Below are 22,787 nucleotides of genomic sequence, written 5' to 3'. Positions count from 1 at the left end.
ACAAACTTCGCGATTCTAGCAGGAGCCGGTGGGGGCGGACCTTTTGTGGAGGGCGCGAAACATGGCGCAGAAAGGAAAAACGCCCGCGAAAGCGGTAATGCCGTTCAGTTAAGTCTGAACGGCATTTTTCTTTGCAGGGGTTGTAAACAAGGTGTCGAGCTGTTAACTTGCCGTTCCGATGCTATCGGAACAAGTCCACGCCACCCTTGAGCTTAGTGAGCCGGCCAGTTTTGCCCGGCTCAGCGAGCACCTGCCGATGGCTTGGATTGAGCAAGCGCTGGCAGCCTCGGGGACAGCGTCCGTTCGCCGGCGCCGACTGCCAGCAGAGCAGGTGGTCTGGCTGGTCATCGCGCTGGCGCTCTATCGGCACCAATCGATTCCCGATGTGCTGGAGACGCTGGACCTGGCACTGCCCAACGATGCCAACGCCTGTGTCAGCAAGAGCGGGATCGCCCAAGCCCGCGAGCGGCTTGGAGACAAGCCTCTGTTGTGGCTGTTCGAGCAGACCGCACGGGCGTGGGTGGCTCAGGATGCTGCGCACTACAAATGGAAGGGCTTGGCGCTTTACGCCATGGATGGGACCACCTTCCGCACTGCCGATAGCCCTGAGAATCGCCTCCACTTTGGCGCGCAGAGCTACGCCAGCGGCAAGGTCGCCAGCTATCCACAAGTCCGCGGGGTCTCGCTCACGGCTGTTCCCACCCATCTTGTTGCCGATATCGCCTTTGGCTGTTACGGGCGCAACGAGATGCTCTATGCCAAGGAGCTCATTGAGCGGATCCCGGATCATTCGTTGACGATCTTTGACAAGGGCTTTCTGGCCGCAGAGATCCTGTGGGGCTTGCGCATGGGCGGCAGCGAGCGCCACTTTCTGATCCCCGCCAAGAAGAATCTGCAGTGGGAGCTGCTCTCAGGCAACGAGGGTGATGGCATCGTCCAGATGAAGGTCTCGCCTCAGGCTCGCCGCAAGAATCCTGCCTTGCCAGAGACTTGGACAGCTCGCGCGATCCGGGACGAGGACTCAGACCGCGTCCTGTTGACCTCGTTGACAGACCGTCGGCGCTTCAAGGCAGCCGACATCATTGGGTGCTACAAGCGCCGTTGGGAAATCGAAACCAGCTATCGAGAACTGAAGCAGACGATGCTCGGGGCCGAACTGACCTTGCGCAGCCGCCAGCCTGAGGGCGTGCATCAGGAAATCTGGGGGGCACTGATTGCGTACAACCTGGTGCGTCTGGAGATGGCCAAGGCTGCGCTCGAGGCCCGCGCCGAGCCCACCGACTTGAGCTTTGTGCTGGCCTTGCGCCTGATACAGGGCGAGTTGATCTGGGCAGCCGGCATGGCCCCAGGCAAGCTGCCGGCCCACCTGCAGCGCATGCGCGCCAAACTTCAGTTGGCGATCGTCCAAAAGCGACGGGGGCGTAAGTGCCCCCGTGAAGTCAAAGCCCTGCCTAAGCGCTACACCGTCCGGTTCCTCAGAAAGGACCTTAACTGAACGGCATTACCGCGAAAGCGGGCGCTTCATAAAACTGGCGGAGTGGACGGGACTCGCCCACGTCCCGCGGGCCGCGGCTGCGCTTGCAAGCGCAGCCCTTCGACTCCCGCCGGAAGCCGCGCAGGCGGCTTCCTCTACTCCGCAAAAATGAAAAACGCCCGCTAAAGCGGGCGTTTCATAAAACTGGCGGAGTGGACGGGACTCGAACCCGCGACCCCCGGCGTGACAGGCCGGTATTCTAACCGACTGAACTACCACTCCTTTGTCGGTTGCTTCCTGCCGCATATGTACCGCACTTGCGATGGGGAACGTGGTGGGTGCTGAGGGGCTCGAACCCCCGACCTACGCCTTGTAAGGGCGCCGCTCTACCAGCTGAGCTAAGCACCCGTTCGACCATCGCAGGCAAGCTGCCTGCAGGTTGCTTTCGCTTCGCACCTCGCGGCAGCTGCCGTGGTTTGCGTTGCGAGGGCGCAAGTGTAATACAGGAGATTTCAGTTTGCCAAGGCCGTGCGCATAAAAAAACGCCGCCGGGCATCGCTGCCCCGCGGCGTTCATTTCACGCAGCCAATCAGTGGTGCAGACGCTCCACCTTGGCCGTGGCCTTGTCCGCCACGTCAGCGGGCTTGGCATCTTCTTCCGGCAACGGCTCGGGCTTGCGCTCGAGCGCCAGTTCCAGCACCTTGTCGATCCAGCGCACAGGCACGATCTCGATGGCGTTCTTCACGTTGTCGGGGATCTCGGCCAGATCCTTGACGTTTTCCTCCGGGATCAGAACCAGCTTGATGCCGCCACGGTGGGCCGCCAGCAGCTTCTCCTTGAGGCCACCGATCGGCAGCACCTCGCCGCGCAGCGTGATCTCGCCGGTCATGGCGACATCCGCGCGCACCGGGATGCCGGTCAGCACCGACACCAGCGCCGTGGTCATGGCACCGCCTGCCGACGGGCCGTCCTTGGGCGTGGCGCCTTCGGGTACGTGGATGTGGATGTCGCGCTTCTCGAACATCTCATCCGTGATACCCAGGCGGCGTGCCCGCGAACGCACCACCGAACGCGCGGCCTCGACCGATTCCTTCATGACGTCGCCCAGCGAACCGGTGCGGGTGATGTTGCCCTTGCCCGGCATGATCGCGGCTTCGATGGTCAGCAGGTCGCCACCCACTTCCGTCCACGCCAGACCGGTCACCTGGCCGACCTGGTTTTCCTTGCCGGCCAGGCCGAAGTCGTACTTGCGCACGCCGAGGAACTTGTCGAGGTTCTCCGAATCGACCTTGATCGTGCCGGACTCCTTCTTCAGCAGCAGGAGCTTGACCGCCTTGCGGGCGATCTTGGACACCTCGCGCTCAAGCGAACGGACACCGGCTTCGCGCGTGTAGTAGCGGATGATGTCGCGGATCGCAGCATCGGTCACCTCGATCTCGCCAACCTTCAGACCATTGTTCTTGATCTGCTTCGGCAGCAGGTAACGCGTGGCGATGTTGAGCTTTTCTTCCTCCGTGTAACCCGACAGGCGGATCACTTCCATCCGGTCGAGCAGCGGCGGCGGGATGTTCAGCGAGTTCGACGTCGCCACGAACATCACGTCGGACAGGTCGAAGTCCACCTCGATGTAGTGGTCCTGGAACGTGTGGTTCTGTTCCGGGTCCAGCACCTCGAGCAGCGCCGACGACGGATCGCCGCGGAAGTCCATGCCCATCTTGTCGATTTCATCGAGCAGGAAGAGCGGATTGCGCACGCCGACCTTGGACAGGCTCTGCAGGATCTTGCCCGGCATCGAACCGATGTAGGTACGGCGGTGGCCGCGGATCTCGGCCTCGTCACGCACGCCACCCAGTGCCATGCGCACGAACTTGCGGTTCGTCGCGCGCGCCACCGACTGGCCGAGCGAGGTCTTGCCCACGCCGGGAGGCCCGACCAGGCACAGGATCGGCGCCTTCACCTTGTCCACGCGCTGTTGCACCGCGAGGTACTCGAGAATGCGTTCCTTGACCTTCTCCAGGCCGTAGTGGTCTTCATCCAGCACGCGCTCGGCGTTGGCCAGGTCGTTGTTGACCTTGCTCTTCTTGCGCCACGGCAGGTTCACCAGCGTGTCGATGTAGTTGCGCACGACGGTGGCTTCGGCCGACATCGGCGACATCAGCTTGAGCTTCTTGAATTCGGCGTCGGCCTTCTTCTTGGCTTCCTTCGGCATGCGCGCAGCCTTGATGCGCTTGTCGAGCTCTTCCAGGTCGGCGCCTTCTTCGCCCTCGCCCAGTTCCTTCTGGATGGCCTTGACCTGCTCGTTCAGGTAGTACTCGCGCTGGCTCTTCTCCATCTGGCGCTTGACGCGGCCACGGATGCGCTTTTCAACCTGCAGGATGTCGATCTCGCCCTCGAGTTGCGACAGCAGGCTTTCCAGGCGCTCGGTCACATTGACCATCTCCAGGATCTTCTGCTTCTGCTCGAGCTTGATCGGCAGGTGCGCGGCGATGGTGTCAGCCAGGCGCCCTGCCTCGTCGATGCCCGACAGCGAGGTCAGGATCTCCGGCGGAATCTTCTTGTTGAGCTTCACGTACTGGTCGAACTGCGACACGATCGCGCGGCGCAGGGCCTCGGTCTCGGCGCTTTCGCCAGGTGCGGGCGGCACGGGCACGGCTTCGCACATGAAGTGCGATTCGTCCTCGCTCACCTCGCGGATATTGGCACGCTGCGTGCCTTCGACCAGCACCTTCACGGTACCGTCGGGCAGCTTCAGCATTTGCAGGATATTCGCGATGCAGCCGACCTCATACAGGTCGTCGGCGGTCGGCTCGTCCTTGGCCGCCGTCTTCTGGGCTACGAGCATGATGCTCTTGCCCGCCTCCATCGCAGTCTCAAGCGCCTTGATGGACTTCGGGCGTCCCACGAACAGCGGGATCACCATGTGCGGAAACACCACCACGTCGCGCAGCGGCAACAACGGGAGGCGAATCGGCTCGGCCGGGAGGAGTTGTGTTCCGGACATCATTTTCCCCAAGTCAGTCATTTAAGGCGTAAATTGGGCCGCCTGATTCGATTACAAGATACATGCCAATCGATTCACCAAGGCAGGGAGATGCCGCTCCCTGCACTTGCAGGCCCCTCTGAAACAGCATACCCGCGTTTCCTCCTTCTCGTCGGTGGAAATAAACAAAAAAAGCCGCTCGCTTCTACGCGAACGGCTTTCTCGCCTGGCTGCCGGTGTGGTTCCAAACACTTACCACCGTTGGCAGCCCTCGCGTCAGTTGGAGCCTGCCACTTTCGGCTGCTGCTCTTCGTACATCAGCAGCGGCGGCGCATCCCCGGTAATCGTATTTTCATCGATCACCACCTTTTGCACGCCCTTGTAATTCGGCAGGTCATACATGACGTCCATCAGCGATTGCTCCAGGATCGAACGCAGGCCGCGGGCGCCGGTCTTGCGGCGGATCGCCTTGCGCGCGATCGCGGTCAGCGCGCCCGGGCGGATTTCCAGCTCGACGCCTTCCATCGCCAGCAGCTTCTGGTATTGCTTGACCAGCGCGTTCTTGGGCTCGACCAGGATCTGCACCAGCGCGGCCTCGTCCAGCTTGGACAGCGTGGCGACCACCGGCAGGCGGCCGATCAGCTCGGGGATCAGGCCGAACTTGATCAGGTCTTCCGGCTCGGTCTGCGGCAGGACTTCGCTGACGTCGCGCTCTTCCTTGCTCTTGACCTGCGCGGCAAAGCCGATCCCGGTCTTGTCCGAGCGCTGCATGATGACCTTTTCCAGGCCGTCGAACGCGCCGCCGCAGATAAACAGGATGTTGGTCGTGTCGACCTGCAGGAAGTCCTGGTTCGGATGCTTGCGGCCACCCTGCGGCGGCACCGAGGCCATCGTGCCCTCGATCAGCTTCAGCAGCGCCTGCTGCACGCCCTCGCCCGACACGTCGCGCGTGATCGACGGGTTGTCGGACTTGCGCGAGATCTTGTCGATCTCATCGATGTAGACGATGCCGCGCTGCGCCTTCTCGACTTCGTAGTTGCAGTTCTGCAGCAGCTTCTGGATGATGTTCTCGACGTCCTCGCCCACGTAGCCGGCTTCGGTCAGCGTGGTCGCGTCAGCGATCACGAATGGCACGTTGAGCAGGCGCGCCAGCGTCTGCGCGAGCAGCGTCTTGCCGGAGCCGGTCGGCCCGATCAGCAGGATGTTGCTCTTGGACAGCTCGACGTCGTCCTTCTTGCCGAGGTGCTTCAGGCGCTTGTAGTGGTTGTAGACCGCGACCGCCAGGATCTTCTTGGCCTGTTCCTGGCCGATCACATACTGGTCCAGGCTTTCGCGGATTTCGTGGGGCGTGGGCAGGTCCGAGCGCGCGGCCGCGGCGGCGTCTTTCTCGGTTGCGGTGGCTTCGTCACGAATGATCTCGTTGCACAGGTCGATGCATTCGTCGCAAATGAACACCGAGGGGCCCGCGATCAGCTTCTTGACCTCATGCTGGCTCTTGCCGCAGAAGGAGCAGTAGAGAAGCTTTTCGCTGGATGAACCTTTTTTGTCCGCCATAGGAATCAGTCACTTTTGCATTGCGCACATCGCGGGGCGAAAGGCTCCCCGGCAATACGCATTAAACGCATCATACGCCAAAACAATTGGCCTCACCGGCGCTCTCCCCCAGCTGTGGGGCAAAAGCAAAAAACGAGGCACAAGGCCTCGTTCCGGTGTAGCCTTCGCCATTTGGGCAATGCTGCCGCGCCAGGACGTTCCGCGCAATGCGGGTTTCCCGGCAGGCTGGCATAGCCGCCGTTGCGGATTGCGCCGCCGGCGGCCCGTGGCATCAGCCGCGGCGGGCGATGACCTTGTCCACCAGGCCGTAGTCCACCGCCTGGTCGCCGCTCATGAAGTTGTCGCGATCGGTATCGCGTGCAATCTTCTCGACCGGCTGGCCGGTCACTTCCGACAGGATGCTGTTCAGCCGCTCGCGCAGGTACAGGATCTCGCGCGCCTGGATCTCGATATCCGAGGCCTGGCCGCGCGCGCCGCCCAGCGGCTGGTGGATCATGATGCGCGAGTTGGGCAGCGCGAAACGCTTGCCCTTGGCGCCGGCCGCCAGCAGGAAGGCGCCCATGCTCGCCGCCATGCCCATGCACAGCGTGGACACGTCCGGCTTGATGAACTGCATGGTGTCGTAGATCGCCAGCCCCGCCGAGACGGAACCGCCCGGCGAGTTGATGTAGAGCGACACGTCCTTGTCGGGGTTCTCGCTCTCCAGGAACAGCAGCTGTGCCACCACCAGGTTGGCGGTCTGGTCGTTGACCTCGCCCACCATGAACACCACACGCTCCTTCAGCAGGCGCGAATAGATGTCATAGGCGCGCTCGCCCCGGCCGGACTGCTCGACGACCATCGGCACCAGCCCCAGGCCCTGGGTTTCCAGTGCCGAAGCCTGCGTGGTGGCGAGACGGTCAAGCAAATCATTGCGGGTCATGCAGGTTCTCCATGGATTCATCGGATCGCAAGGCGATCAGTCACTCGGGACACTGGCCCGCTTTCGCTTGCCTCCGCGCCGGGGCGCGGAAGAAAGCGGGCTTGCGGGTTATCCCCGACCTCAGGCAGCTTGCTGCTGGTTGCCTTCGGCGGTGAGTTCCTCGAAGGACACCTTCTTGTCGGTGACCTTGGCCTTGTCGCACACGAAATTTACCACGTTGTTTTCGAGCACGTAGGCTTCCATTTCAGCCAGGCGTTGCTGGTCGCCGTAGTACCAGCGCATCACTTCCTTCGGGTCTTCGTAGCTCTTGGCGAAGTCCTCGATCTCGGCCTTGATCTGGTCGGCCTTGGCTTCCAGGCCGTTGGCCTTGACGATCTCGGCCAGGATCAGGCCCAGCTTGACGCGGCGCTCTGCCTGCTGCGCGAACATCTCGGCCGGGATCGGCATGTCCTTGGCATTGGGCATGCCACGCTGTTCCAGGTCGCGGCGGGCCATCTCGACCAGGCGCTCCTGGTCCTGCTCGATCAGGGCCTTGGGCACGTCCAGCTCGCTCGCCTTCAGCAGCGCTTCCATGACCTGGTCCTTCAGCATCGAATGCGTACGGCGCTTGACTTCACGCTCCAGGTTCTCGCGGATGTCGGCGCGCATCTTCTCGACGCTGCCGTCGGCGATGCCCAGCGACTTGGCGAAGGCTTCGTTGACTTCCGGCAAGTGGGCCCACTCGATCTTCTTCAGCGTCACGGTGAACTCGGCGGTCTTGCCGGCCACTTCCTTGCCGTGGTAGTCCTCCGGGAACGCCAGCGGGAAGGTCTTGCTCTCGCCGACCTTCAGGCCCAGCGTGGCCTGTTCGAACTCGGGCAGCATGCGGCCTTCGCCCAGCACGAACGGGAAGTCCTCGGCCTTGCCGCCGGCGAACTCTTCACCGTCGATCTTGCCGACGAAGTCCAGCGTCACGCGGTCGCCGTTCTGGGCGGTGACGTCGGCACCGCCGTCGCCATGCTCGCCGGCTTCGCCGCGGGTGTGGTAGTGCACGCGCTGCTTGCGCAGGATGTCGACGGTCTTGTCGACTTCGGCGTCGGTGATCTCGGTGCCGGTGCGGGTGACTTCGGCGGCCGACAGGTCGCCGATCTTCACTTCCGGGTACACCTCGAAGGTGGCATCGAACGCGACTTCGTCAGCGCCCACGCCTTCGGTCTTGACCTCGAACTTGGGCTGGCCGGCAACCTTGACGTCCTGTTCCTTGGTGATGTCGAAGAACTTGCGCGCGGCCTTGTCGAAGCGCACTTCGAACTCGACTTGCTGGCCGTACTGCTTCTCGACCATCTTCATCGGCACCTTGCCCGGACGGAAGCCCGACATCTTCACGGTCTTCGACAGGCGAACCAGGCGCTCCTGCTTTTCCTTCTCCACTTCGGCCTTGGGGATGGCCAGGGTCACCTTGCGGTCCAGCTTGCCGAGGTTCTCAATCACGTTCGACATGGTCGTAGATCCAATCCAGAAATGTAGTTGTGTTCGTTGGCGCTACCGCTTGCGCTGCGCCATATGCAGCACTGCCTGGGGCCGCCGCGGCGCGACGGCGCACGGAGGGCTCCGCGCAAACGGAAAACGGGGATTATCGCACGGTTTTGATTCGCTTCCGGCGTTTTTGCCCTGAAGCGGGCCGGGAACCGCTTTCCGGCACCCTCGCCCCTAGCTCACCTGGCCGTGGCGCAGCGCGCGCAGCAGCAGGCGTGCCGGATCGATGGCATCGGCCAGGTCGGCCTCGAGCGGCAGCGGCTCGCCTTCGATCTGGCTGGCCAGCAGCTCGGCCCCCAGTGCGGACCATGTGAGGCCGCGCGACGCATAGGCAAGGGCCGCGTACAGGCCGGGGATTCGCGGCAGGTCGCGCAGGTGCGCGCCGCGCAAGGCACCCGCGTGCGCACGTGCCGCCGCTTCGTCGGCGACCTGCCCGATCAGCGGCAGCCGGTTGTGCGTGACCGTGCGCACGCCGACATAGCCGGTGAGCGCGGCGGGGTCGATGCCGGCCACCGCGCCGGCCTGCCGCGGCAACAGGCCCGCCAGGCGCACGAGGTTGGCGGCATGCACGTCCGGATGATCGACCAGTGGCCCTTCGTCGGGGTCGTAGCTGGAGCCGACGCGGCCCGTGCCGTCGGCGGCACGCGGCAGCAGGTAGCCCGCGCCCGTGACCACGCAGTCCGGCCAGCCGCCGATCGCATCGACTTGCGCGGCCGGCAGCGTGGAGAGCTGGCCGCGCACGCGCCGCATGGTCCAGTGCTGCTGCGGCAGCAGGTGCTGCGCCTCGTGCGCATTGGCCAGCACCAGCACCGGCGCCGACGCCAGCACGGCGCCGTCGGCAGCCAGCGCGTGCCACTGGCGATCGTCGCGCGCGATGCGCGCCACGCGGCAACCGAAGCGCGCGGCGACGGCATCGCCCGCACGCGCCAGCTGCGCCTTGCAGACATCGGGCGGCGCAACCCAGCCGCCGGCCGGGAACCACAGCCCCCCTCGCGGCACGCCGGCCCGGTGGGCGGACGCCGCCTCTTCGGCACTCATCCAGCGCACGAACGATTCCGGCAGTCCCATGGCCGCGAGCGCGGCGCGCTGGGCCTCGCCCTCGGCTTCGTCCTCGCCGATCTGCAGCACGCCGCAGCCGTGCCAGTCGACCGCGTAACCGGCTTCGCCCAGCGCCGCCCAGGCTCGCAGCGCGTACTGGTTGCCGGCGCGCGAAAGGCGCGACAGCAGGCTGTCGTCGGCAGACACGTGGGCATGCATGGCCGCCGCGCGATGCGCCGAGGTCTGCCGCGCCGGGCCGTCATGGGCATCGAACAGCGTAATGCGCCAGCCGCGCGCCGCCAGGCGCTCGGTCACGGCGCAGCCGGCCAGGCCGGCACCGATCACGATGGCATGCCGGTCGGGCCATTGCGCGGCCAGCGGCGGCGCATGGCGGCGCGACTTCCACAGCGGGCGAAAGCGCGCGACCGTCATGTCGCGCTTGCCACCGAAGCCTGGCGCCTTGCTGGCCTCGAACCCGACCTCCTTCAGCCCGCGCCGGACAAACCCGGCGGCGGTGTAGGTGGCCAGCGTCGCGCCCGGCCGGGCCAGCCGCGCCAGCCCGCGGAACACCGGCGGCGACCACATGTCCGCATTGCGCGCCGGGGAAAAGCCGTCGAGGTAGAAGGCGTCGGCGCCCACCGACAGCCTGGGCAGCAACTGCCCGGCGTCGCCAAGCGCAATCGTCAGCACCACCTGCCCGCCGTCGAAGGCAAGCCGGTGCAGGCCCGGCAAGGCGTCGGGCCATTGCGCCTGCAGCGCCTGCGCCAGCGGTTCCAGCCTTTGCAGGCCGGCATGCAGCCGGGACAGGCCCTCGCGCGTGAAGGGATGCTTCTCGATCGAGACGAAATGCAGCGTGCCGCAGCGCCGGGGATCGTCGCGCCACGCCTGCCAGGTCGCCAGGAAATTCAGCCCCTGGCCGAAGCCGGTCTCGACGATGACGAACTGGCGCTGCCCGGCCCACGCCTGCGGCAGGCCGTTGCCGCCCAGGAAGACATGGGCGGCCTGCGCCAGCCCGCCTTCGGTGCTGTGGTAGACGTCGTCGTAGCGGGGTGAATACGGGGTGCCCTCGGCAGACAGGATGGGCTCGGCGGGCTCGAGTGCGCGCGGCATGGGATACGGATACTTGGGGCCCGGGCGGAGGTGCCGGACATGGGGAGGGGGCGACTCGCCGCGGATGGTAGCATAGCGGCCTTCCCCGCAGTGGCCACGCCGCCCTGCTCCCGATCTTGCGCCTCAGCGGCGCCCGCTTCGCCATGCTCAGCTATCGTCACGCCTTCCATGCCGGCAACCATGCCGATGTCCTCAAACATGCCATCGTCGTGCAGTTGCTCGAGCATCTGACGCAGAAGGACAAGGCGTTCTGGTACATCGACACCCACGCCGGCGCCGGTCTTTATGCGCTCGAGCACGAGTGGGCGCAGAAGAAGGCCGAGTTCGAGACCGGCATTGCGCCCCTGTGGCAGGCCGCCGCCAGCGGCACCGCGCTGCCGCCGCTGCTGGACGAGTACCTGGACCAGGTACGGGCACTGAACCAGGACGGCACACTGCGCCACTATCCCGGTTCGCCATGGCTCGCCTGGCAGATGCTGCGCGAGCAGGACCGGCTGCGCCTGTTCGAACTGCACAGCACCGAGATCCAGGTGCTGCGCGATAACTTCCGCGGCGCCGGCCGCCGCGTGATGCTGTACGACGGCGACGGCTTCGGCGGCATCAAGGCGATCCTGCCCCCGCCGCCGCGGCGCGCGCTGGTGCTGGTGGACCCGTCCTACGAAGACAAGCAGGACTATGCCCGCACCGTGCAGACCGTGCGCGACGGCCTGGAGCGCTTCGCCACGGGCGTCTACGCGGTCTGGTACCCGCAGGTGCAGCGGCGCGAATCGCTGCAGCTGCCGGTGCAACTGAAGGCGCTGCCGCTGAAGAGCTGGCTGCACGTGACGCTGACCGTCAGGAACCCGGTCGAAGGCGGCCTCGGCTTGCACGGCAGCGGCATGTTCATCGTCAACCCGCCGTGGCGGCTGAAGGAGATGCTGCAGGAGGCGATGCCGCTGCTGGTCGACCTGCTCGGCCAGGACGGCGGGGCGAAGTTCACGCTGGAAGCCGAAGAGCGGTAGAGCGGCAGACCGACAGGCGCCGCCGCGCGAACTAGCGCGGCCAGCGCCGGCCACGGCCGCGCCACAGCCAGTCAAGCGCCAGGCCCGCCAGCACCCCACAGGCGTCCGCCACCAGGTCGAGCCAGTCGGCCTCGCGGTAGGCGGTCATGCCCTGCAGCAGCTCGATGACGCCGCCATAGACGACCAGCACCAGCAGCAAGGGCAGCCCGTGGCCGGCAAACGCGCGGCGCCCCAGCAGCGCCAGCACACCGAAGGCCAGCAGGTGATTGCTCTTGTCCCAGCCCGTTGTCGGCAGCGGCTGGGACGGCGGCATCAGCGACAGCGCCAGCACGGCGGCGGCGCAAGCCCAGAACAGCAGGCGCCATGGCGGCGCCTTGAGGGAGGAAGTCTGACCAGGGAGCATGGGACGAGGAGCGCGCCGCCCCATGCGGCACGCGTTGGCAATGCCGACAATATATATCGCTGGCCGGCAGGGCTGGATTCCCCCCGCGCCTTGCGCTACAATCCGCAGCCTCGTTGCGCTGCGGGCGCATAACTGCCGCGGCAGGCGCCGGCAGCAGCGGACCGATGAAAGGCGGGCAGTTCCAGCCGCCTTTTTTGCTTTCGAGTCTGCGCAGGCAACGAGCATCGCGGCCGCCCGTCCGGGCTGGGCCGCAAGGACCGCGAGGGTGGCGAAATTGGTAGACGCACCAGGTTTAGGTCCTGACGCCAGCAATGGTGTAGGGGTTCGAGTCCCCTCCCTCGCACCATCCGCCCTTCCTGTGGCGGCGCCAGCACATCCCCAATCGTCACGGAACCCTCTCAGGCAACGCGGATCGCCGCGCCGGCATTCACTCGTGCCATTCGACGGCCGCTGACACCGCCGCAACTGGCAGCGCTGACCGGCATGACCAGCAGTTCGGCTCAGGGGACAGTCCATACGCTCGAGGCGCGCGGCTACGTCGACAGGTATCGGCGAGCGCAGGGGTACGCCTGCAGTGAGGCGGAATTTTTCCTCGTCGACATGGGTGGTCTCGTCGCGCCGATCGTGTCGGTATTGCCGATGCCAGGAAAAGACTGGCGAGGTGGTAGAACACCTGAGTGCCAACGGCTTTCGCAGCCCTTCCCCGCCATCTATGCTGAAGGTGTTGGAGCGCTGTTGCGCACTTCGCCTGCCGCTCCAGTCTTCACCTCAGCCCTATCGGAGGGCATATGAAAGTTTCTGCCTTGCTGTTGGCAGCGTCGATGGCCGCTGGCTGGTCATCGCTCGCCCAGGCTGCCGGATGCCAGTACGACATGCAGTGCAAAGGGGAGCGGATCTGCCAGCAAGGGCAGTGCGTATTCCCTGATGCCGAAGAAACGGCCGAAGCCGGCGGGCCGAGCCCGGTTCCGGCGCCGACCCTCAAGCGCACACCGATGCCGCCACCGCCGCGCGGCTGCTGCACGGTAGCAGGCAAGCTCAAGCTGTCGCCGGCTTCGGCCTCCGACACCAGCCTGTCCACCGGCGACGCTTGCCAGGGCCTGACCAACTCCGGCAAGCCGGTTCCCGGCACGATCTGCAACTAGGCGCGCAGGCCTGAGGCATGATGCCGGCGCGCCGCGGCCCGTCAGGCCGCCAGCGCCCCCACCCCTGCCTCGGGCCGCCTGATGCGGAACCACGCCGCATACAGCGCCGGCAGGAACAGCAGCGTCAGCACGGTGGCGATGATCAGCCCGCCCATGATCGCCACCGCCATCGGCCCCCAGAACATCGAGCGCGACAGCGGGATCATCGCCAGCACCGCCGCCGCGGCGGTCAGGATGATCGGGCGGAAGCGGCGCACCGCGGCCTCGACGATGGCGGTCCAGGGCGGCACGCCCGCGCTGATGTCCTGCTCGATCTGGTCGACCAGAATCACCGAGTTTCGGATGATCATGCCCAGCAGCGCGGTGATCCCCAGCTGCGCCACGAACCCCATCGGCGCGCGCAGCAGCAACAGCGTCGCGGCGGCGCCGATCAGGCCCAGCGGGCCGGTCAGGAACACCATCAGCGCGCGCGAGAAGCTGTGCAGCTGCAGCATCAGCAGCGTGAAGATCAGGAAGATGCACAGCGGCAGCTGCGCCGCGATCGAAGCGCCGGCCTTGCCGCTTTCCTCTTCCGCGCCGGCCACCGTGATGCGGTAGCCCGCCGGCAACTGCGCGCGCAGCTTGTCCAGCTGCGGGTTGATCTGCGCGGTCACGGTCGGGCCCTGGATGCCGTCGACCACGTCCGCCTGCACGGTCACGCCGAAGTCGCGGTTCTCGCGCCAGACCACGCCGGGCTCGGACTTCAGCGCCACGCGGGCCACTTGCGTCAGCGGTACGGTGCGGCCGGTGTTGGTCGGCACCAGCACGTTGTTCAGGTCGGACATGGCATCGCGCTCGTTGCGCGGCGTGCGCATCAAAATCTCGATCAGCTTGTCGCCGTCGCGGTACTGCCCGACCGGCACGCCGGTCAGCACGGTCTGCGTCACGCGCGCGATCGCGCTGGTGGTGACGCCCAGCGCGCGCGCCTTGTCCTGGTCGATCTCCAGGCGCAGCATCTTGACGTTCTCGTTCCAGTTGTCATTGACGCCGACCGTGTTCGGGTTCGCGCGCATCTCGGCCTTGACCTGGTCGGCCAGCTGGCGCACCGCGCCCGCCTCCGGGCCGATCACGCGGAACTGCACCGGATACGCTACCGGCGGCCCGTTCGGCAGCAGCTTGACGCGGCCACGCAGGTACGGCAATTCGGTGTCGAGCAGCGCGATGATGCGACGGCGCAATGCATCGCGCACCTCGGTGCTGACCGGCATCACGATCACCTGCGCCACGTTGCTCTGCGGGAAGATCTGGTCGAGCGGCAGGTAGAAGCGCGGCGCGCCGGTGCCGACGAAGGTGGTCAGGCTTTCCACCTGCTTGTCCTTGCCCACCAGCCGCTCGAAGCGCTTGGCCTCGGCTTCCATCTGGGCAAAGCTGGTGCCTTCCGGCATCCACAGTTCCACCATCAGCTCGGGCCGGCTGGAGTCGGGGAAGAATTGCTTCTCGACGAACTTGAACGCATAGATGCCCAGCACGAACGTCACCAGCGTGATGGCGATCACGGTCTTGCGCCACGTCACGCACCAGTCCACCAGCCGGCGGAAGCGCGCGTAGAACGGCGTGTCGAACACCTCATGGTGCTCGCCGGCGCCCGGCCCGCGCGTCCTGAGCAGCAGGTAGCCGAGGTAAGGCGTGAAGTACACCGCCGCCAGCCACGACAGCACCAGCGCCAGCGCGGTCACGGCAAAGATGGCGAAGGTGTACTCGCCCACCGTCGAGCGCGCCAGCCCCACCGGCAGGAAGCCCGCCGCCGTGATCAGCGTGCCGGTCAGCATCGGCATCGCCGTCGAGGTATAGGCAAAGGTGGCTGCCTCCATCTTGGAGAAGCCCTCTTCCAGCTTGCGCACCATCATCTCGACCGCAATGATGGCGTCGTCGACCAGCAGCCCCAGCGCCACGATCAGCGCGCCCAGCGAGATCTTGTGCAGGCCGATGCCGAAGATGTTCATGAACAGGAAGGTCACCGCCAGCACCAGCGGAATCGTCAGCGCCACCACCAGCCCGGGCCGCACGTCCAGCCGCAGCGGCCGCGTATGCAAGCCCAGCGCGACAAAGCTGACCGCCAGCACGATCACCACGGCCTCGATCAGCACGCGCACGAACTCGCCCACCGATTGCCTGACCGCCTTGGGCTGGTCCTGCACCTGGTCCATCTCGATGCCGACCGGCAGCTGGCCGCGCAGCTTCTCGAAGGCCGCGCGCAGGTCCTTGCCGAGCTGGATGATGTCGCCGCCCTTCTGCATCGAGATGCCCAGCCCGATCACATCCTTGCCGTTGAAGCGCATGCGTGTCTGCGTGGGGTCGACATAGCCGCGGTACACATGCGCGATGTCGCCGAGACGGATATTGGCGATGCCGTTGGGCCCGCGCAGCACCAGGTTCTCCAGGTCGCCGACGCTGGCGAACTGGCCGGACAGGCGCACCTGCAGGTTGTCGCTCGGCGTGACCAGCACGCCGCTGCCGGTCAGGTTGTTCTGCTGCGAGATCTGGTCGGCGATGGCATTGATGTCCAGCCCGAGCTGGGCAAAGCGCGCCTGGTTGAACTCGATATAGACCTTCTCGTCCTGCAGCCCGATCAGCGACACCTTGGCCACCGACGGCACGCGCAGCAATTCCTGCCGCACCAGGTCGGCGTACTCGCGCAGCTCCTTGTAGTTGAAGCCGTCGGCGGACAACGCATAGATTGTGCCGTAGACGTCGCCGAACTCGTCGTTGAAGAACGGCCCGCGCACGCCCGCGGGCAGCGTCTGCTGGATGTCGCCGATCTTCTTGCGCACGGTGTACCAGATCTGCGCGGTTTCCTTCGCCGGCGAGGTGTCCTTGAGCTGGAAGATCACCGTGGTCTCGCCGGGCTTGGAGAAGCTGCGGATCTTGTCGGCGTAAGGCACTTCCTGCAGCTGGCGTTCGATCTTGTCGGTCACCTGCACCGCGATTTGCTCGGCGGTGGCGCCCGGCCAGAACGCCTGCACCACCATCACGCGGAAGGTAAAGGGCGGGTCCTCGTCCTGGCCCAGCTGGAAGAACGCCAGCAGGCCGCCCAGCAACAGCACCACCAGCAGGTAACGGGTCAGCGGCTGGTGCTCGAGCGCCCAGCGCGACAGGTTGAAGCGGGAATGATCCATGCCGGCTTCAGCCCTCCCTGGGGGTCGGCGCGGAAGCGGGCGCGACGGTCTGCAGCGGCCGCACCTTCTGCCCCGGGCGCAGCAGGTGTACGCCTGCGGTGACGATGGCCTGGCCCGGCGCCAGCCCCTGGCGCACTTCCACCTCGTTGCCGACGGCCTCGCCCAGCGTCACCGTGACCGGCTTGACCGTGCCGGCGGCGGCGTCGTAGATCCACACCTGGTTGCGGCCCTGCTCCTGCAGCAGCGCGGTCAGCGGCACGCGGATCGCGGGAGTGGCCCCGGTCCGCACGAAGGTCACCACAGCGGTCATGCCGAGCTTGAGGTCGGCGGGCGGATCGGGAATGGTGACGCGGGTCGCATAGGTGCGCGTGACCGGGTCGGCTGCCGCGGCAATCTCGCGCACGCGGGCGGGCAGCGCGCGCTTCGGCTCGGCCCAGGTATGGATACTGACATCGGTAATGCCGCGCAGCAGGTCTACCTGGTCTTCCGGCAGGCCGATCGCCACTTCCTTCTCCGCGGTCTGGGCCACGCGCACCACCGGCTGGCCCGCGGTGACGACCTGGCCCACCTCGGCGTCGATGGCCGTGACCACGCCGTCGGCGTCGGCGTGCAGCACGGCATAGCCGGTCTGGTTGGCCTGGCTGCGCAGGCCGGCCTGGGCCTGGCGCAGGCGCGAGTCGGCCGCCTCGAAACTGGCCTGGCGGCGGTGCTGCTCGGCGGCGCTGATAAAGCCCTTGGCGAACAGGTCGTTGTAGCGCTTCAGGTCGGACGCGGCAAGGTCGCGGTCGGTCTTCGCCGCCTCGAACTGGGCGCGCGAGCCTGCTTCGGCCAGCGAAAGATCGGTCGGGTCGAGCCGGGCCAGCGGCTGGCCCTTGGTGACGACGGCACCCACATCCACCAGGCGGGCCGCGATCTTGCCGCCCACACGGAACCCCAGCCGCGATTCGACGCGCGGTCGCACGTCGCCGGAAAATTCGAAGGCGGTCTTGCCGCTGTGCTGGCTCAGTTGCATCAGGCGCACCGGACGGACTTCCTGCACCGGTTCGGCCTTCTTGCCGCAGCCCGCGACCATGACAGCGGCGACGGTCACCAGCGCGGCAGCCGCGAAGCGCCCGAAGCGCGCGCGGCGTAACGATTTTGTGTCAAAAAGAGTCGCTGCGGCCGCAACTTCCGGCACTGGGCAAAGCACTGGCATCGGTAAGCTAGGAGTCGGATGGAACAGCTGGCAAGGCAGGCCGTCGGCCGTGGAGGCCAGTGCGGGGCAATAAATAACTGGCCGGTCAGTAATATAGCGATCCCCGCGGGGGTGCGTCAAACGACAGGCGACGAAATGTCTGGAATGCCTCCTCGGGTGCCGTTCCCGGCGGACGAGCTGTGGTTAAATGGCCGCCGCCGGGTCGTCAGCCGGCGTCCGGCTGTCCGGATCGGCGATGCTACAATCGGCGCCCCGCGCTTCTGCCATCCTTCCCCCACCCCATCTTCAGACCGAGACCGGCGTGACGCCCGATCAGTATTGCCAAGAGAAAGTCGCCCAGAGCGGCTCCAGCTTCTATTACAGCTTCCTGTTCCTGCCGGCCGAGCGCCGGCGCGCCATCACCGCGCTGTACGCCTGGTGCCGCGAAGTCGACGACGTGGTCGACGATACGCATGATACTGGCCTGGCTCACCAGCAACTGGACTGGTGGCGCGCGGAACTGCGGCGGCTGTTCGACGGCGCGCCCACGCACCCGACGACCCAGGCGCTGCAGCCGCATGTTGCCGGCGCCGGCCTGCCGCAGGGCGAAATGGCCGAAGTGCTCGACGGCATGGAGATGGACCTGACGCAGACACGCTACCTTGATGAGGCCGGCCTGAACCGCTACTGCCATTGCGTGGCCGGCGTGGTCGGCACGCTCAGCGCGCGGCTGTTCGGCTATACCGACCCCAAGACGCTGGAGTTTGCCGAGAAGCTCGGCCTGTCGCTGCAGCTGGTCAATATCCTGCGCGACGTTGGCGAGGATGCCCGGCGCGGCCGCATCTACCTGCCCGTCAATACGCTGCAGCAGTTCCAGGTGCCGGCTTCGGAAATCCTCAAGGGCCAGCATTCCGAGCGCTTCGTCGCGCTGATGCAATACCACGCCGAACGCGCCCGCAAGCTGTACCGCGAGGCGCTGGCAGCCCTGCCCCGCCAGGACCGCCGCGCCCAGCGCGCCGGCCTGCTGATGGGGGCGATCTACCATGCGCTGCTCGATGAGCTGGAAGCCAGCCAGTTCCAGGTCCTCAGCCAGCGCATCGCACTGACGCCGCTGCGCAAGCTGTGGATCGCATGGAAGACCTGGATCCGCAATAGCTGACACATAGCAAACAGGCCGCAAGCCACGATACCCGCCATGACCCAGACCACCGCTTCCCTCGGCCAGGCCATCCTCGACCACGCCGACCAGCTCGCCCGCTTCTCCGACATGGAAGGCGGCCTCACCTGCGCCTACCTGACGCCGGCGCACCGCGCCGCGCAGGACCGGCTGGCGCAATGGATGGAAGCCGCGGGCATGCAGGTGCGCATCGACGCCATCGGCAATGTCATCGGCCGCTACGCCGCCGACCCCGCCGTCACCGATGCGCGCGTGCTGATGACCGGCTCGCACTTCGATACGGTGCGCAATGGCGGCCGCTATGACGGGCGCCTCGGCATCCTGCTGCCGATCGCCGTGGTGGATGCGCTGAACCGGGCCGGGATACGGCTGCCGTACCACTTCGAGGTGGTGGGGTTCGCCGAGGAGGAAGGGCTGCGCTTCAAGACCAGCTTCCTGGCCAGCAGCGTGCTGGCGGGCCGCTTCGACCCCGCGCTGCTCGCCCGCGCCGACGCTGACGGCGTCACGCTGGCCGAGGCGCTGGCCGCCTCCGGCCTGCCCGGCGCCGGCGGCCTGGATGCGCTGCGTGCCGCGGCGATCGATCCGGCGACACTGCTGGGCTTTGTCGAAGTGCATATCGAACAGGGGCCGGTGCTGCTGCACCACGGCCTGCCGCTGGGCGTGGTCACGCAGATTGCCGGAAGCAGCCGCTTCCAGGTCCGGGTGGAAGGCCAGGCCAGCCATGCCGGCACCACCCCGATGGGCATGCGCAAGGACGCCGCCGCGGGTGCGGCCGAGATGATCCTGCTGGTGGAAGAGCGCTGCGCCGCCGCGCCCACGCTGGTCGGCACCGTCGGCCAGCTGCAGGTGCCGAATGGGTCGAGCAATGTGATCCCGGCCGCCTGCACCTTCTCGATGGACATCCGCGCCGGCGCCGACGACATCCGCGAGGCGGCCATTGCCGACATCGTCGCCGGCATCGAACGGATCGCCGCACGGCGCGGGCTGTTGGCGCAGGTCGAGCGCGTGCCGCCGGTCAACAACGCGCCCTGCGCCCGCTGGCTGATGGACCAGTTCGGCGCGGTATTGAAGAAGCGGGGGATGGAGGCGTTCGAGCTGCCTTCCGGCGCCGGCCACGACGCCATGATGATGCACCGCATCACCGACGTGGCGATGCTGTTCGTGCGCTGCGGCAATGGCGGGATCAGCCACAACCCGCTGGAGACCATCACCGCCGAAGATGCGCAGCTGGCGGCCGAAGTCTTCGTCGACTTCCTGCGCCACTTCCAGCCGCGCGGCTGACAGCACACGGCAGCGCTCAACTGCCGTCGTACATCTCCCGCCCGAAATCGTAGAGGCTCTTGCGCAGGCGGCGCCGCTCGTCCGGCGACAGCCGCGAACCGCCGCGCTCGCGTTCGTCCGCGCGGCGGCGGTCGGTCTCGCGTTGCTCGGCGCGATGGCGCTCGGCACGGGCACGCGCCTCGCGCTGGCCGTTGCCCGGATCGCTTGCCTGCGTCGACGGATGGCGCTTGAGCAGGTTGGCCATGCCGGCCGACTGGGCCCGCGCCGGCCCGGCCGGCCCCAGCAGCCATGCGGCAGCCGCAAGCGCAATACATGCGCCGGCTATACCATGCTGCGGAGGCCCGTGCCGGGTTCGGTTCACTTTCATTGATAATGGCGGTCTTGGCTTCGGGAAACGCGGTCGTTGAAACCATCTGAAGCCGGGAAATTTCGTTACCCCGTCCGATCCCCGCCTGGCGCTGCTGGCCTCTGCAAGCATCGGGCCAGGGCCCGCGAGCCAGGGCAGCCGATGCCGCGGATCATGCGGTGCAAATGCGCGGAAAATCAGTCCGCAAGGAGCGCAAATAGACGGGATGGCGCAGTGTAATCGCACGATTGATGCACGCTGCCATACCACGGGGTAAAGTATGTAACGTTTTGTTAAGCCATTTTGAGCGAAAGCGATAGTCGCTAAGATACCGCCATGGAAAATACCAGCCACAAGATTCTTGTCGTCGACGATGACCCGCGTCTGCGCGATCTGCTGCGCCGCTATCTGGGCGAACAGGGTTTCACCGTACTGGTGGCGGAAAACGCCACCGCGATGAACAAGCTCTGGCTGCGCGAGCGTTTCGACCTGCTGGTGCTGGACCTGATGATGCCGGGCGAAGACGGCCTGTCGATCTGCCGCCGGCTGCGCGGTGCCAACGACCAGACCCCGATCATCATGCTCACCGCCAAGGGCGAGGACGTGGACCGCATCGTCGGCCTGGAAATGGGCGCCGACGATTACCTGCCCAAGCCGTTCAATCCGCGCGAGCTGATCGCGCGCATCCACGCGGTGCTGCGCCGCAAGGGCCCGGCCGAAGTGCCCGGCGCCCCGTCGGAAACTCCCGAGACCTTTGCCTTCGGCGACTTCGTGCTGAACCTGGCCACGCGCACGCTGACCAAGAACGACGAGGAAATCACGCTCACCACCGGCGAATTCTCGGTGCTCAAGGTATTCGCCCGCCATCCGCGCCAGCCGCTGTCGCGCGAAAAGCTGATGGAAATGGCGCGCGGCCGCGAATATGAAGTGTTCGATCGCAGCCTGGACGTGCAGATCTCGCGCCTGCGCAAGCTGATCGAGCCGGACCCCAGCAACCCGCGTTTTATCCAGACGGTCTGGGGCCTGGGCTACGTCTTCATTCCCGATGGCGTGAAATAACCGATAACGGCCGCTGTTCCTATCGTGGCGACCGTTATCGGCAGAACCGCGACGCGGTTCTTTGGTTCGCTGTTCTGGCGAACCTTCATGCTTATCGCCCTGCTGCTGGCGATCTCGCTGGGCATCTGGTTCCAGAGCTACCGGCTGTTCGAACGCGCCCCGCGCGCGCAGCAGATCGCCATGCAGGTGGTCAGCGTGGTCAAGCTCACGCGCGCCGCGCTGCTCTACTCCGACCCCGCGCGGCGCCGCTTCCTGCTGCTCGACCTGGTGCAGAACGAAGGCATCAAGGTCTATCCGCGCGAGAAGGACGACGACTTCGCCGCGCCTACCGCCAATCCCTTCCTGACCTCGCTGGTCCAGCAGGAAATCCGCAGCCGCCTGGGCGAGGACACCGTGCTGGCCACCACCGTCAACGATATCCCTGGTGTCTGGGTCAGCTTCGAGATCGAGGGCGACGACTATTGGGTCGCGATCAGCCCCGAGCGCTTCGAACGCGTGCCCGGCATCCAGTGGCTGTGGTGGAGCATTGCCGCGCTGCTGCTGTCGATCATCGGCGCGGCCTTTATCACCGCGCGCGTCAACTATCCGCTCAAGCGCCTGGCCAATGCCGCGCGCGCGATCGGCGCCGGCGGCGACCCGCCGCCGCTGCCCGAGCGCGGCGCCAGCGAGGTGGCGCTGGCCAACCACAGCTTCAACCAGATGGTGCAAGACCTGCGCCAGCTTGACGACGACCGCGTGGTGATGCTGGCCGGCATCTCGCACGACCTGCGCACGCCGCTGACGCGGCTGCGGCTGGAGACCGAGATGTCGCCGATGGACACGCCCACGCGCGACGCCATGATCGCCGACATCGAGCAGATGGACGCGATCATCGGCCAGTTTCTCAACTACGCGCGGCCGCCGCTGGAGACCGTCGAACCGGTCGACCTGTCGGCACTGGTGCACGATGCCGTGGGCGTCTATGCCGCGCACGACGACGTGCGCGTGCATGTGCGCGCCAACGCGCCGGTGATGGCCGTGGCCAACCGCATGGAAGTCCAGCGCATCCTCGACAACCTGGTAGAGAACGCGCGCCGCTATGCCAAGGACGAGCAGAGCGGCATGGCGGTGGTCGAGATCTCCACCCGCGTCGATGACAAGGAAGCCGTGCTGACCGTAGCCGACCGCGGCAATGGCGTGCCCGAAGGCCAGCTGTCGCTGTTGACGCGGCCGTTCTACCGGCTCGACAGCGCGCGCAGCGAGGCCAAGGGCGCGGGACTGGGCATGTCCATCGTCAACCGCATCATGCAGCGCAACGGCGGACGGCTGCTGCTGGCCAACCGCCCCGCGCCGGATTCGGGCCTGGTGGTCAGCGCCTGCTTCCGCCGCGCCTGAGCGCGGCTGCCTTCCGCGCGCGTCGCAGCGGTGCCGTGCTGCAGCCGGCTTGAATCCCGGCGGATCGTCACCAACTTGCCCT

The 22,787-nt window shown here is 66.4% G+C and carries 17 protein-coding genes and 3 tRNA genes; 9 read left to right on the top strand and 11 right to left on the bottom strand.

Going from position 1 to position 22,787, the window contains the following annotated elements; all coding sequences use genetic code 11:
• Positions 1 to 178 precede the first annotated feature (178 nt).
• Entirely contained in the window at positions 179 to 1,495 is a 1,317-nt protein-coding gene (locus AC5WJ1_RS06450) for an IS4 family transposase (RefSeq protein ID WP_135704128.1), read from the top strand.
• 184 nt (positions 1,496 to 1,679) lie between these two features.
• Here AC5WJ1_RS06450 and AC5WJ1_RS06445 read toward each other — a convergent pair.
• The 7 genes from AC5WJ1_RS06445 to mnmC form a co-directional block, all read right to left on the bottom strand.
• Positions 1,680 to 1,756, bottom strand: a tRNA-Asp gene (locus tag AC5WJ1_RS06445).
• A gap of 50 nt (positions 1,757 to 1,806) precedes the next feature.
• A tRNA-Val gene (locus tag AC5WJ1_RS06440) sits at positions 1,807 to 1,882 on the bottom strand.
• Positions 1,883 to 2,063: 181 nt separating this feature from the next.
• Positions 2,064 to 4,475, bottom strand: a complete 2,412-nt coding sequence (lon, locus tag AC5WJ1_RS06435; RefSeq protein ID WP_133096923.1) for an endopeptidase La — start codon at positions 4,473 to 4,475, stop codon at positions 2,064 to 2,066.
• Positions 4,476 to 4,730: 255 nt separating this feature from the next.
• Positions 4,731 to 6,008, bottom strand: coding sequence for an ATP-dependent Clp protease ATP-binding subunit ClpX (gene clpX / locus AC5WJ1_RS06430; protein WP_133096868.1), 1,278 nt, complete (start codon positions 6,006 to 6,008; stop codon positions 4,731 to 4,733).
• A 271-nt stretch (positions 6,009 to 6,279) separates the two neighbouring features.
• Complete coding sequence (gene clpP / locus AC5WJ1_RS06425; RefSeq protein WP_029049269.1) at positions 6,280 to 6,930, bottom strand: ATP-dependent Clp endopeptidase proteolytic subunit ClpP; 651 nt, start codon at positions 6,928 to 6,930, stop codon at positions 6,280 to 6,282.
• A 120-nt stretch (positions 6,931 to 7,050) separates the two neighbouring features.
• Entirely contained in the window at positions 7,051 to 8,409 is a 1,359-nt protein-coding gene (gene tig / locus AC5WJ1_RS06420; protein ID WP_135705047.1) for a trigger factor, read from the bottom strand.
• 210 nt (positions 8,410 to 8,619) lie between these two features.
• Entirely contained in the window at positions 8,620 to 10,593 is a 1,974-nt protein-coding gene (gene mnmC, locus AC5WJ1_RS06415; protein WP_494476428.1) for a bifunctional tRNA (5-methylaminomethyl-2-thiouridine)(34)-methyltransferase MnmC2/FAD-dependent 5-carboxymethylaminomethyl-2-thiouridine(34) oxidoreductase MnmC1, read from the bottom strand.
• Between the two features lie 143 nt (positions 10,594 to 10,736).
• Here mnmC and AC5WJ1_RS06410 point away from each other — a divergent pair, with 143 nt between their 5' ends.
• Positions 10,737 to 11,594 (top strand): 23S rRNA (adenine(2030)-N(6))-methyltransferase RlmJ, encoded by an 858-nt coding sequence (locus AC5WJ1_RS06410; RefSeq protein WP_135705045.1) that lies wholly within the window; start codon positions 10,737 to 10,739, stop codon positions 11,592 to 11,594.
• 31 nt (positions 11,595 to 11,625) lie between these two features.
• Here AC5WJ1_RS06410 and AC5WJ1_RS06405 read toward each other — a convergent pair whose 3' ends face one another.
• Positions 11,626 to 11,997 (bottom strand): VanZ family protein, encoded by a 372-nt coding sequence (locus AC5WJ1_RS06405; RefSeq protein WP_133096864.1) that lies wholly within the window; start codon positions 11,995 to 11,997, stop codon positions 11,626 to 11,628.
• Between the two features lie 259 nt (positions 11,998 to 12,256).
• Here AC5WJ1_RS06405 and AC5WJ1_RS06400 point away from each other — a divergent pair.
• From AC5WJ1_RS06400 to AC5WJ1_RS06390, 3 genes are all read left to right on the top strand, one after another.
• Positions 12,257 to 12,343, top strand: a tRNA-Leu gene (locus AC5WJ1_RS06400).
• Positions 12,344 to 12,480: 137 nt separating this feature from the next.
• Positions 12,481 to 12,789: a hypothetical protein gene (locus AC5WJ1_RS06395; RefSeq protein WP_494476427.1), complete on the top strand. Its 309-nt coding sequence runs from the start codon at positions 12,481 to 12,483 to the stop codon at positions 12,787 to 12,789.
• Positions 12,786 to 13,139: a hypothetical protein gene (locus AC5WJ1_RS06390; RefSeq protein ID WP_135705043.1), complete on the top strand. Its 354-nt coding sequence runs from the start codon at positions 12,786 to 12,788 to the stop codon at positions 13,137 to 13,139. Before AC5WJ1_RS06395 ends, AC5WJ1_RS06390 begins: the two co-directional genes overlap by 4 nt.
• A gap of 41 nt (positions 13,140 to 13,180) precedes the next feature.
• Here the strand turns inward: AC5WJ1_RS06390 and AC5WJ1_RS06385 are convergent, their stop codons facing one another.
• Both AC5WJ1_RS06385 and AC5WJ1_RS06380 read right to left on the bottom strand, forming a co-directional pair.
• Entirely contained in the window at positions 13,181 to 16,294 is a 3,114-nt protein-coding gene (locus AC5WJ1_RS06385) for an efflux RND transporter permease subunit (RefSeq protein ID WP_494476426.1), read from the bottom strand.
• 7 nt (positions 16,295 to 16,301) lie between these two features.
• Positions 16,302 to 17,489, bottom strand: a complete 1,188-nt coding sequence (locus AC5WJ1_RS06380; protein ID WP_133096861.1) for an efflux RND transporter periplasmic adaptor subunit — start codon at positions 17,487 to 17,489, stop codon at positions 16,302 to 16,304.
• Positions 17,490 to 17,790: 301 nt separating this feature from the next.
• Here AC5WJ1_RS06380 and hpnD point away from each other — a divergent pair, with 301 nt between their 5' ends.
• Together hpnD and AC5WJ1_RS06370 are read left to right on the top strand one after the other, a co-directional pair.
• Positions 17,791 to 18,627 (top strand): presqualene diphosphate synthase HpnD, encoded by an 837-nt coding sequence (gene hpnD, locus AC5WJ1_RS06375; protein WP_195431419.1) that lies wholly within the window; start codon positions 17,791 to 17,793, stop codon positions 18,625 to 18,627.
• Between the two features lie 36 nt (positions 18,628 to 18,663).
• Positions 18,664 to 19,926, top strand: a complete 1,263-nt coding sequence (locus AC5WJ1_RS06370) for a Zn-dependent hydrolase (protein ID WP_135705040.1) — start codon at positions 18,664 to 18,666, stop codon at positions 19,924 to 19,926.
• Positions 19,927 to 19,942: 16 nt separating this feature from the next.
• Here AC5WJ1_RS06370 and AC5WJ1_RS06365 read toward each other — a convergent pair whose 3' ends face one another.
• Positions 19,943 to 20,170 (bottom strand): hypothetical protein, encoded by a 228-nt coding sequence (locus AC5WJ1_RS06365; protein ID WP_255519910.1) that lies wholly within the window; start codon positions 20,168 to 20,170, stop codon positions 19,943 to 19,945.
• 438 nt (positions 20,171 to 20,608) lie between these two features.
• Between AC5WJ1_RS06365 and ompR the strand changes: the two genes are divergently transcribed.
• On the top strand, positions 20,609 to 21,331 hold the full coding sequence (gene ompR, locus AC5WJ1_RS06360; protein ID WP_010810107.1) for an osmolarity response regulator transcription factor OmpR: 723 nt from the start codon (positions 20,609 to 20,611) through the stop codon (positions 21,329 to 21,331).
• 24 nt (positions 21,332 to 21,355) lie between these two features.
• A complete protein-coding gene (locus tag AC5WJ1_RS06355) occupies positions 21,356 to 22,705 on the top strand; it encodes an ATP-binding protein (RefSeq protein ID WP_133096857.1) in 1,350 nt (449 codons plus the stop codon).
• Positions 22,706 to 22,787: the final 82 nt, after the last annotated feature.

The organism is Cupriavidus sp. MEYA8 (assembly GCF_059278825.1).
Note: the sequence above shows the minus strand (reverse complement) of the source record. Positions and strands in the feature narration are given on the sequence as shown.